The organism is Pseudomonas sp. LBUM1646 (assembly GCF_059716165.1).
The window spans coordinates 6,426,965-6,439,362 of sequence record NZ_CP166810.1 but is presented as its reverse complement, the minus strand read 5'-3'; the positions used below and the strand labels follow the sequence as shown (position 1 = coordinate 6,439,362).

Below are 12,398 nucleotides of genomic sequence, written 5' to 3'. Positions count from 1 at the left end.
ACAGGTCCGTGTTGTTACAAAGAATTCGTCTGCCCGCGTCTATCGAGAACCCCATGCCTCAACCGCGTCCTTACAAAGTTGCACTCAACGGCTACGGCCGGATTGGTCGTTGCGTCTTGCGTGCGTTGTTTGAGCGAGGCGAGAAGGCCGGGTTTGAAATTGTCGCGATCAACGATCTGGCTGACATGGCCAGCATTGAATACCTGACACGCTTCGACTCCACTCACGGGCGTTTTCCCGGGGAAGTGCGGGTTGAGGACGATTGTCTGCATATTAATGGCAACTGCGTGAAGGTCTTGCGCAGTGCCACCCCCGAAGGCATCGATTGGGCGTCGTTGGGCGTCGATCTGGTGCTGGAGTGCTCTGGCGCTTACAACACGCGCGCCGACGGCCAGCGCTTCCTCGACGCTGGCGCACCGCGCGTCTTGTTTTCACAGCCGATGGCCAGCGAGGCGGATGTCGACGCCACCATCGTCTACGGTGTGAATCAGGATTGCCTGACCGGCGACGAGTTGCTGGTGTCCAACGCGTCCTGCACCACCAACTGCGGCGTGCCGCTGTTGCGCCTGCTGGATCAGGCCATTGGTCTGGAATACGTGTCGATCACCACCATCCACTCGGCGATGAACGATCAACCGGTGATCGACGCCTATCACCACGAAGACCTGCGCCGCACCCGTTCGGCGTTCCAGTCGGTGATTCCGGTGTCCACTGGTCTGGCGCGCGGCATCGAACGCCTGCTGCCGGAACTTGCCGGGCGAATTCAGGCCAAAGCCGTACGGGTGCCGACGGTGAACGTCTCGTGTCTCGACATTACGATGCAAACAGTCAGCGACACCGACGCCACCGAGGTCAACCGGATTTTGCGCGAGGCCGCCACCAGTGGCCCGCTCAAAGGCCTGCTGGCCTACACCGAGCTTCCCCACGCAAGCTGTGATTTCAACCACGACCCACATTCGGCCATCGTCGATGCCAGTCAGACCCGCGTTTCCGGCCCACGGCTGGTGAACATCCTGGCCTGGTTCGACAACGAATGGGGGTTTGCCAACCGAATGCTGGACGTTGCAGAACACTATCTGCAAACAGCCGCCTCTCTAAAACAGTAGGAATTGCGACCCATGACCGTGTTGAAGATGACCGACCTCGATCTGCAAGGTAAGCGCGTACTGATCCGCGAAGACCTCAACGTCCCAGTCAAGGACGGTGTTGTCACCAGCGATGCGCGTATCCTGGCTTCGCTGCCGACCATCAAGCTGGCCCTGGAAAAAGGCGCGGCCGTGATGGTCTGCTCGCACCTTGGCCGTCCGACCGAAGGCGAGTTCTCGGCCGAGAACAGCCTCAAGCCAGTCGCCGACTACCTGAGCAAGGCCCTGGGCCGCGAAGTGCCGCTGGTGGCCGATTACCTGGGCGGCGTTGACGTGAAGGCCGGCGACATCGTCCTGTTCGAAAACGTGCGCTTCAACAAAGGTGAGAAAAAGAACGCTGACGAACTGGCCCAGCAATACGCCGCCCTGTGCGACGTGTTCGTGATGGACGCCTTCGGCACCGCTCACCGTGCCGAGGGATCGACCCACGGCGTGGCCAAGTTCGCCAAAGTCGCTGCAGCAGGTCCGCTGCTGGCCGCTGAACTGGACGCACTGGGCAAAGCCCTCGGCGCCCCGGCCCAGCCAATGGCTGCCATCGTCGCCGGTTCCAAGGTCTCGACCAAACTCGACGTGCTCAACAGCCTGAGCCAGATCTGCAACCAGTTGATCGTCGGCGGCGGCATTGCCAACACCTTCCTGGCGGCGGCCGGTCACCCGGTCGGCAAGTCCCTGTACGAACCGGACCTGCTGGACACCGCCCGCGCCATCGCCGCCAAAGTCAGCGTGCCGCTGCCGGTGGATGTGGTGGTTGCCAAGGAGTTCGCTGAAAGCGCGACCGCGACCGTCAAACTGATTGCTGATGTAGCGGCAGACGACATGATCCTGGACATCGGCCCACAGACCGCAGCGAATTTCGCCGAGTTGTTGAAGTCGTCCAAAACCATTCTGTGGAACGGTCCGGTCGGCGTGTTCGAATTCGACCAGTTCGGTAACGGCACCAAGGTCCTGGCCCAAGCCATCGCTGAAAGCTCGGCGTTCTCCATCGCCGGGGGCGGCGACACCCTGGCCGCCATCGATAAATATGGCGTTGCCGATAAGATCTCCTACATTTCTACCGGCGGTGGCGCGTTCCTGGAATTCGTCGAAGGCAAGGTTCTGCCGGCCGTTGAAGTCCTGGAAAGCCGGGCCAAGGCCTGAGATCACTCAAATGACCAGGCAAAGGAGTGTTGATATGGTCAGGGCGATTGCGCTGTTGATCGTCGCGGTTTCGCTGACGGCTTGCGGGAGTAATCCCAAGGCCAAACCGGATCCCGCGCCGACTGCGCCGGCTGATAAAGGCTGTTACCAGGCCGACTGGCAGGCGGAAACCAACCCGGTGCTCAACAAGCGTTCCGGGCCGGATGGCCTGGACAAATACGAGACACAGACCCCGGCCAAGGAACATGGCTGCCCTTGACGGGTCTGACACTTTACTCAAGGCCGGCGGCGTGCGCCGTTGGTCGAGGAACACGGATGAAAGGCTTTATCGCCATCATGGCGCTGGCACTGCTGGCAGGTTGCTCGAATTTCAACCTGTTCAAGCCTGCCGAATCGACGGACAACTGGACCACCTGGACCTGCGACAGCCAGGCCAAAGTGCTCTGGCGCTATACCGACGTCAGCCGCAAGGAAGTCGACGTGCGCCTCGGCGGGGCCGATCAGGTTTACCGCTTGAAGCTTGAACCGGGCGCCGAGGGTTCGCTGTACAGCAACGACATGCTGGCGTTTCACGTAAAAGGTGAGGAAGGCCTGGTGTACTGGGTCGCCACCAACGATTTGATTGGCCGCGGTTGTAAAGCGCAGTAATTGACACACCACGGACCTAATGTGGGAGCGGGCTTGCTCGCGATAGCGGTCTGACAGTCATTGCACTGTTGGCTGTCAGGCCCTCATCGCGAGCAAGCTCGCTCCCACAGGGTTTCTGTGTAGTTCTTGAGATTTAGGCAACACCGAATGAGCGGACCGGACCAACCCCCGATCTGCAATAACTTGAATAGCCGCCGCCGCTACGGCAGGCTGGCACGATTAACGACCCAAACCGGGAGAGACACACACAATGGCACTTATCAGCATGCGCCAGATGTTGGACCACGCAGCCGAGTTCGGCTACGGCGTTCCAGCCTTCAACGTCAACAACCTTGAGCAGATGCGCGCCATCATGGAAGCCGCTGACAAGACTGACTCCCCGGTGATCGTCCAGGCTTCGGCCGGTGCTCGCAAATACGCAGGCGCCCCGTTCCTGCGTCACCTGATCCTCGCGGCAATCGAAGAATTCCCGCACATCCCGGTGTGCATGCACCAGGACCACGGCACCAGCCCTGACGTCTGCCAGCGCTCCATCCAACTGGGCTTCAGCTCGGTCATGATGGACGGTTCCCTGGGCGAAGACGGCAAGACCCCGACCGACTACGACTACAACATTCGCGTTACACAACAAACCGTGGCCATGGCTCACGCCTGCGGCGTTTCGGTAGAAGGCGAGCTGGGCTGCCTGGGTTCGCTGGAAACCGGCATGGCCGGTGAAGAAGACGGCATTGGCGCCGAAGGCGTTCTGGATCACAGCCAAATGCTGACCGACCCGGAAGAAGCCGCTGACTTCGTCAAACGCACCCAAGTTGATGCCCTGGCCATCGCCATCGGCACCAGCCACGGCGCCTACAAGTTCACCAAGCCACCTACCGGCGACGTGTTGGCCATCGACCGCATCAAAGAAATCCACAAACGCATCCCAAACACCCACCTGGTGATGCACGGTTCGTCTTCCGTGCCACAAGACTGGCTGGCGATCATCAACCAGTACGGCGGCGACATCAAAGAAACCTACGGCGTACCGGTTGAAGAAATCGTCGAAGGCATCAAGCACGGCGTGCGCAAGGTCAACATCGACACCGACCTGCGTCTGGCGTCCACCGGTGCGATGCGTCGCCTGATGGCCACCAACCCGAGCGAGTTCGACCCGCGTAAGTTCTTCGGCGCGACCGTGACGGCGATGCGTGATGTGTGTATCGCTCGCTACGAGGCATTTGGTACTGCGGGTAATGCTTCGAAGATCAAGCCGATCTCGTTGGAAGCGATGTATCAGCGTTATCTGAAAGGTGAGTTGAACGCTAAGGTTAACTAAGCCTGGGTGTTAAACAGTGTTGAAAAGAAACCCGCCGAGAGGCGGGTTTTTTGGGTTATTAAGGGGCAGATTAAATAATTTTGCCCCTTTTTTGCTCTCGCTTTTCTCCCAGTCAATCGTATCCGAGCTGGAAGTCCGGCCCGATCTTTTTGAAAGTGAACTTGCCTAAATCTGTTCCGTTTTCGTAAATCGTCCCATACAGCGGATCGTAAACATCATTGTCCGTCTGTAGATTAAATGTAAGTCCGCCGGAAGAGAAGGTCAGCGTTAAGCCGGGCTTTTTAAATTTGTACCACCCGTCTTGTATCGCGTTTTCTGCGTTTCTGGAATAGTCATCAACCTTTTGGAAATAGCCCTCAACTTTTCCGGAGTCGTATTCCGCGGAGCTAATTACAATTTTGTGGTGCTCCTCAGGTCCTGGTCTTAGCTTCTCTGTCATACCGAAAATAGCGCCTTCCAATACTGTGTTTTTCTTAACCATGACACGTTCTCCTGGAAATTAGGAAAGGGGGGCTGATTTATTTATCTGTTTTTTTCTTTTTTGTGTCTCATGGTGAATAGTAGGCGGCAGTGATTGTGTTGGCAGCTGTAAGATTTGACAGTTTTTTAGAGCTTTTTGTTATTGATATTAGCTAGGCCAAGGGTAGTCCTGTGCACGCTGAACCATTTGCGCTCGCACCGGATTGAGTTCGATGCATCGGCTACAGACTAGCAAGTACGTGTCGGTTTGTTCGACGCTGGATTTGTAGCGGCTTTCCCATAGCATGCCCGAGCGTCCTTCCAGTTTGTTGCGGTACCGCGTCATTCAACCCGACAAGCCTTTCATCACGTTCCCGAGGCCGACAGAGTCACTTGGTGCAGTAACAAGTGGACATGATTGGTCATAAGACAAAATGCGTGCCGTTCTGGGCATATAGCCACCTACTTCCGTGTATGTTTTAGGACGCGTAGCAGATGGGTGGAACAAATAGTTATGGGTTTGCAGTAAGGTTTTGTGTCATGGCTCTTTGTTTTGTTATCGCAAAATCGTATTAGGAACTGTTATTTCTTACAGGTGTTTTGTGAGGGCAGGCTGTTTATCGTTAGAGGTAGAGAGGGCGCATAAATAAATCTGTCCCTTTTTTGTATAAGTTATCAATTAGCTAGGAGGTGTGTTATGGAAGCCCAATCTCAAGCTTCTCTAAACGAGGCGCAATTAGGTTGGCGGGTAAGGTGGTTGCTGATCTTTATGATGTAGATGCTGGCGTTGTGCGTGCGCAGACATTCTAGGGTGTTCTTTCAAAAAAAGATGAAGATGGCTCGCAGATTCTGATTGAATATTCACCTTTATATTACAAGGGGATTCCAACTAGAAAAATAACCAGATTTACTGTTACGCAGCGAACTCAAATTAGTGTCAAAACGCTTAGAGGGGGGACTGTTGTTTTAGATGTGTCTCTCTCAGATTCAATTGAAAATGTAATGGCGAAATTTCACGAGAAAAAAGGTGTGCCACCGGACCAGCAACGCTTGATATTTGGGGGTAAGCAGTTGGAACAAGGTTTTCGTTTATCTGATTACGGTGTTGAGTACGAATCGACTTTACATGAAGTAGATCGTGTGAGAGGTGGTTAGTGGTGGTGCAAAAGAACCCGCAGACATGCGGGTTCTTTTATGCCTTCAAGTTGATCACCGCCCTTTGGGCGCATCAAACCCACGCTGCTCAATCACTCGAAACACATCATGTACATCCCGGATCAGGATCAAGGCGATATTGGTAACGGTGTTGATATCGTTCTCGGCATAGTCCGGCAGGCTGGTGCAGGCCATGAGGTTGAGGTATTTGAGGACGGCGTTGAGGCGTTCGCTGACGCAGTTGTGGAGTTCGCGGAGGGGGGCGTCGCTGTCGATGAGCAGGACGGGGTAGTCGGTGGCGAATTGGGACATGGGGGTGAAGCGGCGTGGCGGTAACTGGTTTGTCATGGAAAATCCTTAACTCAAAGTAAGAATTCACCACCGTTTGCTGCGAAACAAATTGGGTGGCAACTGTGCGCGGGTTCGCAGACCGAGGAGTTAAGACCCGGCAGACCCGAAGGTCTCCCACGCACAGCCGCCATATAAAAGCCGAGCATAGGCGGAAGTCGCCTATGTCGGATTTTGACGGTTGCGGTTTTAACTCGGTAGGGCTGCGAAACCCTATCGCCGACTGCTGTCAGCGACGGGGCGAACTATAAGCGGCGACTTTGGCGGCTGCAACCGGGCTGTAGGACCGTAACTCGGTCATTGTGGCGAGGGGGCTTGCCCCCGTTCGGCGGTGCAGCCGGCGTAAACCGGGTGCTGTGGTGGGTCTGTAGGAATGCGGTGGCAGTTGGATGGGGCTGCTTCGCGGCTCGGTGGGGGCAAGCTCCCTCGCCACAAAGACATCATTCCTACGTCATTTTCGGAAGCTCAGCGATTGAGATCGTTCCCACGCTCTGCGTGGGAATGCCTCTAGGGACGCTCTGCGTTCCAGCCTCAGGAAGGGACGCGGAGCGTCCCGGGCTGCATTCCCACGCGGAGCATGGGAACGATCAGGGCAGAAGGCTTACTTATCGTGATCAATATCCAGCTTGCTGAACGTCACTTTCCCACCTTCGCTGGTGTACCCGGTGTGGTCCTGCACATACACGCCAGCCTTGAAATACAGCGGCTTGTCGCGCCACGTCGCGCTGATGTCCGAGTCCCACTGATAACCCGCGGCGCTAATGCCCAATTGACCGCCAGGGCTCAGGTGAAGGAGGTAGGAAAACTCCTGGTCCAGTTTCACGCCCGTGGCAATGGTGATTACCCGGCCTTCGCCGTCATCGGGGTGCATGCGCACTTTGGCGACGATGTTGCCCGTTTGCGTGCTGGTCTTGAACTGGTACTCAAGCTTGATCAGCGGCTTCTGGCTTTCATAGGCGTGGATCTGGCCGATGACGATTTTGCCGGAGCTCGGCACCTGGTTTACCGCCAGGGTGGCCCGCAGGGAATTGTCGGCCTCCGGGTAGAGCCAGTTACGCAGAGTGCCGTTGCTGTAGGTTTCGCGAAGTTCGGTGCGGGGGTATTTGGCGTTTGCGGTTTTGGAGCCGGTGACCGGGGACCAGAAAAACAAGGTGCCGGTGTCGGAGTGGAAGTATTGGTCCTTGAAACCGTTCACCAGTTTGGCTGTTTCGACGGTGTACGGCGGATTGCCGACAGGAACGCTGAGGTTCCATGTTGCGAGATCGATCATAGACAAAGCTTCCACGAATTCATGCTGCACGCCCGTGCCAGAAGCTCTAGCACGGGCCTTGGAGGGCAGTCTTTATAAGCGTAGTCGGCGTCTTTGTTAATGCCCGTCTGGCAGATGATTGACGTCAACATCCTGTCAAAAAGCCATCTCTCCCGGTTTCAGGGGGCTGTAGCGCCGACCGTTAGTCGGCTTATGGACTCTTTGGTTAAATGATGGCGCGATGACACCTACTGCTTTTCCCGATCCGGGTCTAGAGTGAAGGCTCAGTATATGTCCGGTTTTCACGAGAAACCGGCCTGTCGCCCCGAACAAGAGAAGCAGCATGGAATGCGCGCAACCCACGCCAAGTGAAGGCAGCTCTGTCCTATTGATCGTCGATGATTACCCTGAAAACCTGATCAGCATGCGCGCCCTGTTACAGCGCCAGGATTGGCAGGTCATAACCGCCGCCTCGGGCTTCGAGGCCCTCAGTTTGCTCCTTGAACACGAAGTCGACCTGGTGCTGCTGGATGTGCAGATGCCGGGTATGGATGGTTTTGAAGTCGCGCGGCTGATGCGCGGCAGTCAACGCACCCGTCTGACGCCGATAATTTTCCTCACTGCCAACGAACAGTCCCAAGACGCCGTGATCAAGGGTTACGCCAGCGGCGCGGTGGATTACCTGTTTAAACCCTTCGACCCGCAAATTCTCAAGCCCAAGGTGCAGGCGTTGCTTGAGCATCAACGCAATCGCCGGGCGCTGCAGCGCCTGAGCCACGATCTGGAGGTCGCCCGCGCGTTTAATGCCTCGGTGCTGGACAATGCCGCCGAAGGCATCCTGGTGGTGGGTGAGGACGGCCTGATTCGATTTGCCAACCCCGCGATGTCTCGGCTGCTCAATGCCACGGTCAAAGACCTGCAAGGCCGGGAGTTTCTGGATTTCCTGCAAAAACCGCACATCCCGATCTGGGCCGATTCCGACCTTTATACCGGCTATAAACGCGGCGAGACCCTGCGCCTGCACGATGCGCTGTTGCGCACGGCACCGGGCCAGCAGGTGCCCGTGGCGTTGTCCTGCGCGCCATTGCCCTCCGAACAGCATGCGATGGTGGTGACGGTGCTGGACATGTCCGTGGTGCGTCACCTGCATCAGCAACTGGAGTTCCAGGCGGTGACCGACCCGCTGACCGGGCTGCTCAACCGGCGTGGTTTTCACCAGACCGTGGAAAACCTGCTGCTGCGCGGCGAACGTTCCGACAGCGCCTGGGTATTGCTGTACTTGGACCTGGACGGTTTTAAACGGGTCAATGATTCCCTCGGTCACGATGCCGGTGACCGGGTGTTGCGCTGGGTTTCCGAACAGTTGAAAGCCTGCTTGCGGCCCTTCGACATTCTGGCGCGGATGGGCGGCGATGAATTCACGGCGCTGCTGGATCTGGAATTCCCCGAGCAAGCGGCGAAGATTGCCGAGAAACTGATTGAGCGGGTGTCGATCTGTCAGCAGATCGAAGGCCTGGACATTGCCCTTGGCGCCAGCATCGGCATCGCCACGTACCCGGATTGTGGGTCGAATCTCGACGGTTTACTGCGTGCATCCGACATTGCGATGTACGAAGCCAAGCGCGCCGGGCGTCAGCAATATCGCTTCTACGATCACGAAATGAACGGCAGGGCGCGCTCGCGTTTGATGCTCGAAGAAAGCGTGCGCACGGCCATTGAGAACCGCGATTTCAATCTGGTCTATCAACCGCAGGTCGCCATCACTGGCGGACAGATTCGTGGCTTCGAGGCGTTGCTGCGCTGGCAGCACCCGAGTGTCGGCGATGTCCCGCCCGGGCTGTTTTTGCCGTTGCTGGAAGAGGCGCGGTTGATCAGTCGCCTGGGCAGCTGGATTTACCATCGCAGCGCCAAGCAGCGCAAAGCCTGGGAAACCTTGTTCGCTGACGATCTGGTACTGGGGGTGAGTCTGAGCAGTACGCAGTTCGGCATGCCCAACCTGGTCACTGAGTTGCGGCAAACATTGGAACGCCATGACTTGCGGCCGAGCCAGATAGAAGTCGAGATCACCGAAGAAGCGTTGATGATCAACCCCGACGAAACCCGCAAGCAACTGCGTTTGCTGCGCAATCTGGGGGTGAGGGTGGCGCTGGATGACTTCGGCTCGGGTCCGTGTTCGCTGGCGCATCTGCGGGATCTGGAGCTGGACACCCTCAAACTCGACCGGCATCTGATTGCGCGATTGCCGGACTCGACGCGGGATGCATCGCTGGTGCGCACGGTGATCGATCTTTGCAAACAATACGGTCTGCTGGTGATCGCCGAGGGGGTGGAAACGGTGGCGCAATACGACTGGCTCCAGGCCAATGGCTGCGAGTATGTGCAAGGGTTTTTGGTGGCGCGGCCCATGACCTCCGACGATGCCGGGGAGTTTGTGCAGCCCTTCGACTGGAGCGCGCTGCCTCGCTGAATTCGCTACACTGGCGACCTTTTCGTGATTCGTGTTGCCCGCCCAATGACCGCGTTGAAATACCTCCAGGCCTATCCCGCTGCGTTGCAGGACCAGGTGCGTCAGCTGATCACCGACGGTCGGCTGGGCGACTACCTGAGCCAGCGTTACCCGCAAAAGCACGGCGTGCAAAGCGACAAGGCGTTGTACACCTATGCCCTGGACCTGAAGCAGGAATACCTGCGCAACGCCCCGGCCATCGATAAGGTGTTATTCGACAACCGCCTGGACCTGACCCATCGCGCCCTCGGCCTGCACACCACGATTTCCCGGGTGCAGGGTGGCAAGCTCAAGGCCAAGAAAGAAATCCGCGTGGCGTCGCTGTTCAAGGAAGCGCCGTCGGAGTTTCTGAAAATGATCGTGGTGCATGAGCTGGCGCATTTCAAAGAGTCGGATCACAACAAGGCGTTCTACAAGCTGTGCGAACACATGTTGCCGGGGTATCACCAGGTGGAGTTTGATCTACGGGTGTATCTGACGTGGCGGGATATGCAATAACGGAGTGTCTGGATGGACGTCAGCAAGACCAAAAGCAGCTTCTACCGCCGGTTGTACGTGGCGTACCTGATCGACAGCGGGCTGGCCAGCAGCGTCCCGGCATTGACCGAAGTCACCGGCATGCCCCGGCGCACGGCCCAGGACACCATTGCGGCGCTGGCGGATCTGGATATCGTGTGTGAGTTCGAGCAGGAAGACGGCGCGCGCAATCATGCCGGGCGTTATCGGATTCGCGAGTGGGGGGCGATTGATCGGGGGTGGATCGAGCGTAATTTGCGGCAGATTAAAGCGGTGTTGGAATATCCCTGATAGTTGTGGCGCCTGTTCTGATGCCTTCGCGAGCAAGCCCCCTCCCACATTGGAATGCGTACCCTTGTGGGAGCGAGCCTGCTCGCGAAAGGGCCCTCAGGAACGACGCATCCCGATATGTGGAATGTCATCCTCCAGATATTCCTCACCCGCCACGACAAACCCGTACCGCCCGTAATACCCCTGCAAATGCGCCTGCGCCGACAGATAAATCGGCACTTCAGGCCAGCGCTTCTCAGCCTGCTTCAATGCCTGTTCCATCATTACGTGCCCCAGCCCCTGGCCACGACCTTCAGGCGCCGTCACCACCCGCCCGATCACCACATCACCGCCCTGTAATTCCGGGTCGAGCAAACGCAGGTACGCCACCAGCGTATCGTCGTTCCAGCCCATCAAATGGCAGGTGTCACCTTCCAGGTCCTGGCCGTCGACGTCCTGATAAGCACAGCGCTGCTCGACGACAAACACCTCGGCACGCAGTTTCAAAATGGCATACAGCTGCTCTTTCCCGAGATCGCTGTGATGTTTGCAAACCCACTCGATTGTCATCTTCACATTCCTTGAACTTCGTCCTTCCGATACTAAGCGCCCTGACGAAAGATGTCTTGATGGCTGAGAAATCTGTGACAAAGGCCAAAATGCCATCATTCATTTAGCGCGGCGTTGTCTTCTTTGTGTAATCTGCAAGTCAGCGCTGTGCAGTGGCTTCAATGAGCTAAGGTTTAGTACCGCTACGCCGGTATTCGAGTCTTGGAGTTTTGGAGTTTTGGCTGAAAAACACGTCGGGCAGCCCGCCCGCTAAGGATTTTCTAGCATGCCGCGATTGCATCGAGCTTTTGCTTTGATTGGATTGCTGTTGCTGACTCAGACCGCGGCAGCGGAAAAGCTGCGTCTGGTGGCCGATGCCTGGCCGCCCTTTACCGATGCCACGCTGGTCAATGGTGGCTTGGCCACTGACATCGTCAGCACCGCGCTGGCCCGGGCCGGTTATGCCAGCGATTTCGAACAGGTGCCATGGGCGCGCGCCTTGCTGGGCGTGGGCGAGGGCCGCTACGACGTGCTGGTCAACGCCTGGTACAACGACGACCGGACCAAGCTCGGGCAGTTTTCCTCTGAGTACCTGCTCAACCGCGTGCGCTTCATCAAGCGCAAAGACGCGCCCATCGAATACAACAACCTTCAGCAACTGCACACCTACCCGATTGCGGTGGTGCGTGGTTATGCCTACTCACCGGAATTCGATGAAGATGCGGCGCTGCAGAAAGTCCCGGTGCATAACTTCGCTATGGCCGTGCGCATGCTCGCGGCCGACCGGGTCAAGCTGACCCTGGAGGATGAGTTCGTCGCCCGCTACTACCTGGCCCGGGAGTCCTCCAAAGTCCGTAACTCCGTGGAGTTCCTGCCCAAGCCATTGAGCGAGAACAGCCTGCACATTTTGGTCAGCCTGAAGAACCCGGCGCATGAGCAAATTGTGGCGGGTTTTGATCGGGAGATTGCGGCGATGAAGGCGGACGGGAGTTACGAGCGGTTGATGAAGCAGCATGGGATGTAGGGCAGCGGCAAGTTTTGAGCCTCAAGCAGCAAGTTGGTTGGTGGTGTGGCTGATGACGCCTTCGCGAGCAAGCCCGC

At 57.3% G+C, this 12,398-nt stretch carries 14 protein-coding genes and 1 pseudogene; 10 read left to right on the top strand and 5 right to left on the bottom strand.

Annotation, left to right across the window (positions count from 1 at the left end):
• Positions 1 to 53: 53 nt before the first annotated feature.
• From epd to fba, 5 genes are all read left to right on the top strand, one after another.
• Entirely contained in the window at positions 54 to 1,106 is a 1,053-nt protein-coding gene (gene epd / locus ACA071_RS29375; RefSeq protein WP_497642222.1) for an erythrose-4-phosphate dehydrogenase, read from the top strand.
• A gap of 12 nt (positions 1,107 to 1,118) precedes the next feature.
• Positions 1,119 to 2,282, top strand: a complete 1,164-nt coding sequence (locus ACA071_RS29370) for a phosphoglycerate kinase (RefSeq protein WP_497642221.1) — start codon at positions 1,119 to 1,121, stop codon at positions 2,280 to 2,282.
• Between the two features lie 34 nt (positions 2,283 to 2,316).
• Positions 2,317 to 2,541, top strand: a complete 225-nt coding sequence (locus ACA071_RS29365) for a hypothetical protein (RefSeq protein ID WP_497642220.1) — start codon at positions 2,317 to 2,319, stop codon at positions 2,539 to 2,541.
• A gap of 56 nt (positions 2,542 to 2,597) precedes the next feature.
• Positions 2,598 to 2,930 (top strand): MliC family protein, encoded by a 333-nt coding sequence (locus tag ACA071_RS29360; RefSeq protein WP_497642219.1) that lies wholly within the window; start codon positions 2,598 to 2,600, stop codon positions 2,928 to 2,930.
• A gap of 250 nt (positions 2,931 to 3,180) precedes the next feature.
• Positions 3,181 to 4,245: a class II fructose-bisphosphate aldolase gene (fba, locus tag ACA071_RS29355; RefSeq protein WP_054044249.1), complete on the top strand. Its 1,065-nt coding sequence runs from the start codon at positions 3,181 to 3,183 to the stop codon at positions 4,243 to 4,245.
• 112 nt (positions 4,246 to 4,357) lie between these two features.
• Here the strand turns inward: fba and ACA071_RS29350 are convergent, their stop codons facing one another.
• Together ACA071_RS29350 and ACA071_RS29345 are read right to left on the bottom strand one after the other, a co-directional pair.
• Positions 4,358 to 4,726 (bottom strand): hypothetical protein, encoded by a 369-nt coding sequence (locus ACA071_RS29350; protein ID WP_497642218.1) that lies wholly within the window; start codon positions 4,724 to 4,726, stop codon positions 4,358 to 4,360.
• 150 nt (positions 4,727 to 4,876) lie between these two features.
• A pseudogene (locus ACA071_RS29345) lies at positions 4,877 to 5,145 on the bottom strand (transposase); the annotation flags it as partial.
• Positions 5,146 to 5,550: 405 nt separating this feature from the next.
• Here ACA071_RS29345 and ACA071_RS29340 point away from each other — a divergent pair.
• Complete coding sequence (locus tag ACA071_RS29340; protein ID WP_497645402.1) at positions 5,551 to 5,859, top strand: ubiquitin-like protein; 309 nt, start codon at positions 5,551 to 5,553, stop codon at positions 5,857 to 5,859.
• Positions 5,860 to 5,913: 54 nt separating this feature from the next.
• Here ACA071_RS29340 and ACA071_RS29335 read toward each other — a convergent pair whose 3' ends face one another.
• Both ACA071_RS29335 and ACA071_RS29330 read right to left on the bottom strand, forming a co-directional pair.
• Complete coding sequence (locus ACA071_RS29335; protein ID WP_497642217.1) at positions 5,914 to 6,207, bottom strand: fructose-bisphosphate aldolase; 294 nt, start codon at positions 6,205 to 6,207, stop codon at positions 5,914 to 5,916.
• A 601-nt stretch (positions 6,208 to 6,808) separates the two neighbouring features.
• Complete coding sequence (locus tag ACA071_RS29330; RefSeq protein ID WP_497642216.1) at positions 6,809 to 7,477, bottom strand: polysaccharide lyase family 7 protein; 669 nt, start codon at positions 7,475 to 7,477, stop codon at positions 6,809 to 6,811.
• Positions 7,478 to 7,799: 322 nt separating this feature from the next.
• On the opposite strand from ACA071_RS29330, the gene ACA071_RS29325 reads away from it, so the two are divergent.
• Genes ACA071_RS29325 through ACA071_RS29315 form a run of 3 tightly spaced genes read left to right on the top strand, consistent with a single transcriptional unit; the run spans position 7,800 to position 10,769 of the window.
• Positions 7,800 to 9,923 (top strand): putative bifunctional diguanylate cyclase/phosphodiesterase, encoded by a 2,124-nt coding sequence (locus ACA071_RS29325; RefSeq protein WP_497642215.1) that lies wholly within the window; start codon positions 7,800 to 7,802, stop codon positions 9,921 to 9,923.
• A gap of 45 nt (positions 9,924 to 9,968) precedes the next feature.
• Positions 9,969 to 10,460: a M48 metallopeptidase family protein gene (locus tag ACA071_RS29320; RefSeq protein WP_497645401.1), complete on the top strand. Its 492-nt coding sequence runs from the start codon at positions 9,969 to 9,971 to the stop codon at positions 10,458 to 10,460.
• Positions 10,461 to 10,472: 12 nt separating this feature from the next.
• Positions 10,473 to 10,769 carry a winged helix-turn-helix domain-containing protein gene (locus tag ACA071_RS29315; RefSeq protein WP_123369167.1) on the top strand — a complete coding sequence of 99 codons (297 nt, stop codon included), beginning with the start codon at positions 10,473 to 10,475 and terminating at the stop codon, positions 10,767 to 10,769.
• A gap of 96 nt (positions 10,770 to 10,865) precedes the next feature.
• Here the strand turns inward: ACA071_RS29315 and ACA071_RS29310 are convergent, their stop codons facing one another.
• Positions 10,866 to 11,318, bottom strand: a complete 453-nt coding sequence (locus ACA071_RS29310; protein ID WP_497642214.1) for a GNAT family N-acetyltransferase — start codon at positions 11,316 to 11,318, stop codon at positions 10,866 to 10,868.
• A gap of 265 nt (positions 11,319 to 11,583) precedes the next feature.
• On the opposite strand from ACA071_RS29310, the gene ACA071_RS29305 reads away from it, so the two are divergent.
• Positions 11,584 to 12,321, top strand: coding sequence for a substrate-binding periplasmic protein (locus tag ACA071_RS29305; RefSeq protein ID WP_497642213.1), 738 nt, complete (start codon positions 11,584 to 11,586; stop codon positions 12,319 to 12,321).
• The last annotated feature ends 77 nt before the right edge of the window (positions 12,322 to 12,398 follow it).

What these genes read in the sequence shown, in the direction of transcription:
- epd (WP_497642222.1), top strand. Translation starts at nt 54, where the DNA reads ATGCCTCAACCGCGTCCTTACAAAGTTGCACTCAACGGCTACGGCCGG.
- ACA071_RS29370 (WP_497642221.1), top strand. Translation starts at nt 1,119, where the DNA reads ATGACCGTGTTGAAGATGACCGACCTCGATCTGCAAGGTAAGCGCGTA.
- ACA071_RS29365 (WP_497642220.1), top strand. Translation starts at nt 2,317, where the DNA reads ATGGTCAGGGCGATTGCGCTGTTGATCGTCGCGGTTTCGCTGACGGCT.
- ACA071_RS29360 (WP_497642219.1), top strand. Translation starts at nt 2,598, where the DNA reads ATGAAAGGCTTTATCGCCATCATGGCGCTGGCACTGCTGGCAGGTTGC.
- fba (WP_054044249.1), top strand. Translation starts at nt 3,181, where the DNA reads ATGGCACTTATCAGCATGCGCCAGATGTTGGACCACGCAGCCGAGTTC.
- ACA071_RS29350 (WP_497642218.1), bottom strand. Translation starts at nt 4,726, where the DNA reads ATGGTTAAGAAAAACACAGTATTGGAAGGCGCTATTTTCGGTATGACA.
- ACA071_RS29335 (WP_497642217.1), bottom strand. Translation starts at nt 6,207, where the DNA reads ATGACAAACCAGTTACCGCCACGCCGCTTCACCCCCATGTCCCAATTC.
- ACA071_RS29330 (WP_497642216.1), bottom strand. Translation starts at nt 7,477, where the DNA reads ATGATCGATCTCGCAACATGGAACCTCAGCGTTCCTGTCGGCAATCCG.
- ACA071_RS29325 (WP_497642215.1), top strand. Translation starts at nt 7,800, where the DNA reads ATGGAATGCGCGCAACCCACGCCAAGTGAAGGCAGCTCTGTCCTATTG.
- ACA071_RS29320 (WP_497645401.1), top strand. Translation starts at nt 9,969, where the DNA reads ATGACCGCGTTGAAATACCTCCAGGCCTATCCCGCTGCGTTGCAGGAC.
- ACA071_RS29315 (WP_123369167.1), top strand. Translation starts at nt 10,473, where the DNA reads ATGGACGTCAGCAAGACCAAAAGCAGCTTCTACCGCCGGTTGTACGTG.
- ACA071_RS29310 (WP_497642214.1), bottom strand. Translation starts at nt 11,318, where the DNA reads ATGACAATCGAGTGGGTTTGCAAACATCACAGCGATCTCGGGAAAGAG.
- ACA071_RS29305 (WP_497642213.1), top strand. Translation starts at nt 11,584, where the DNA reads ATGCCGCGATTGCATCGAGCTTTTGCTTTGATTGGATTGCTGTTGCTG.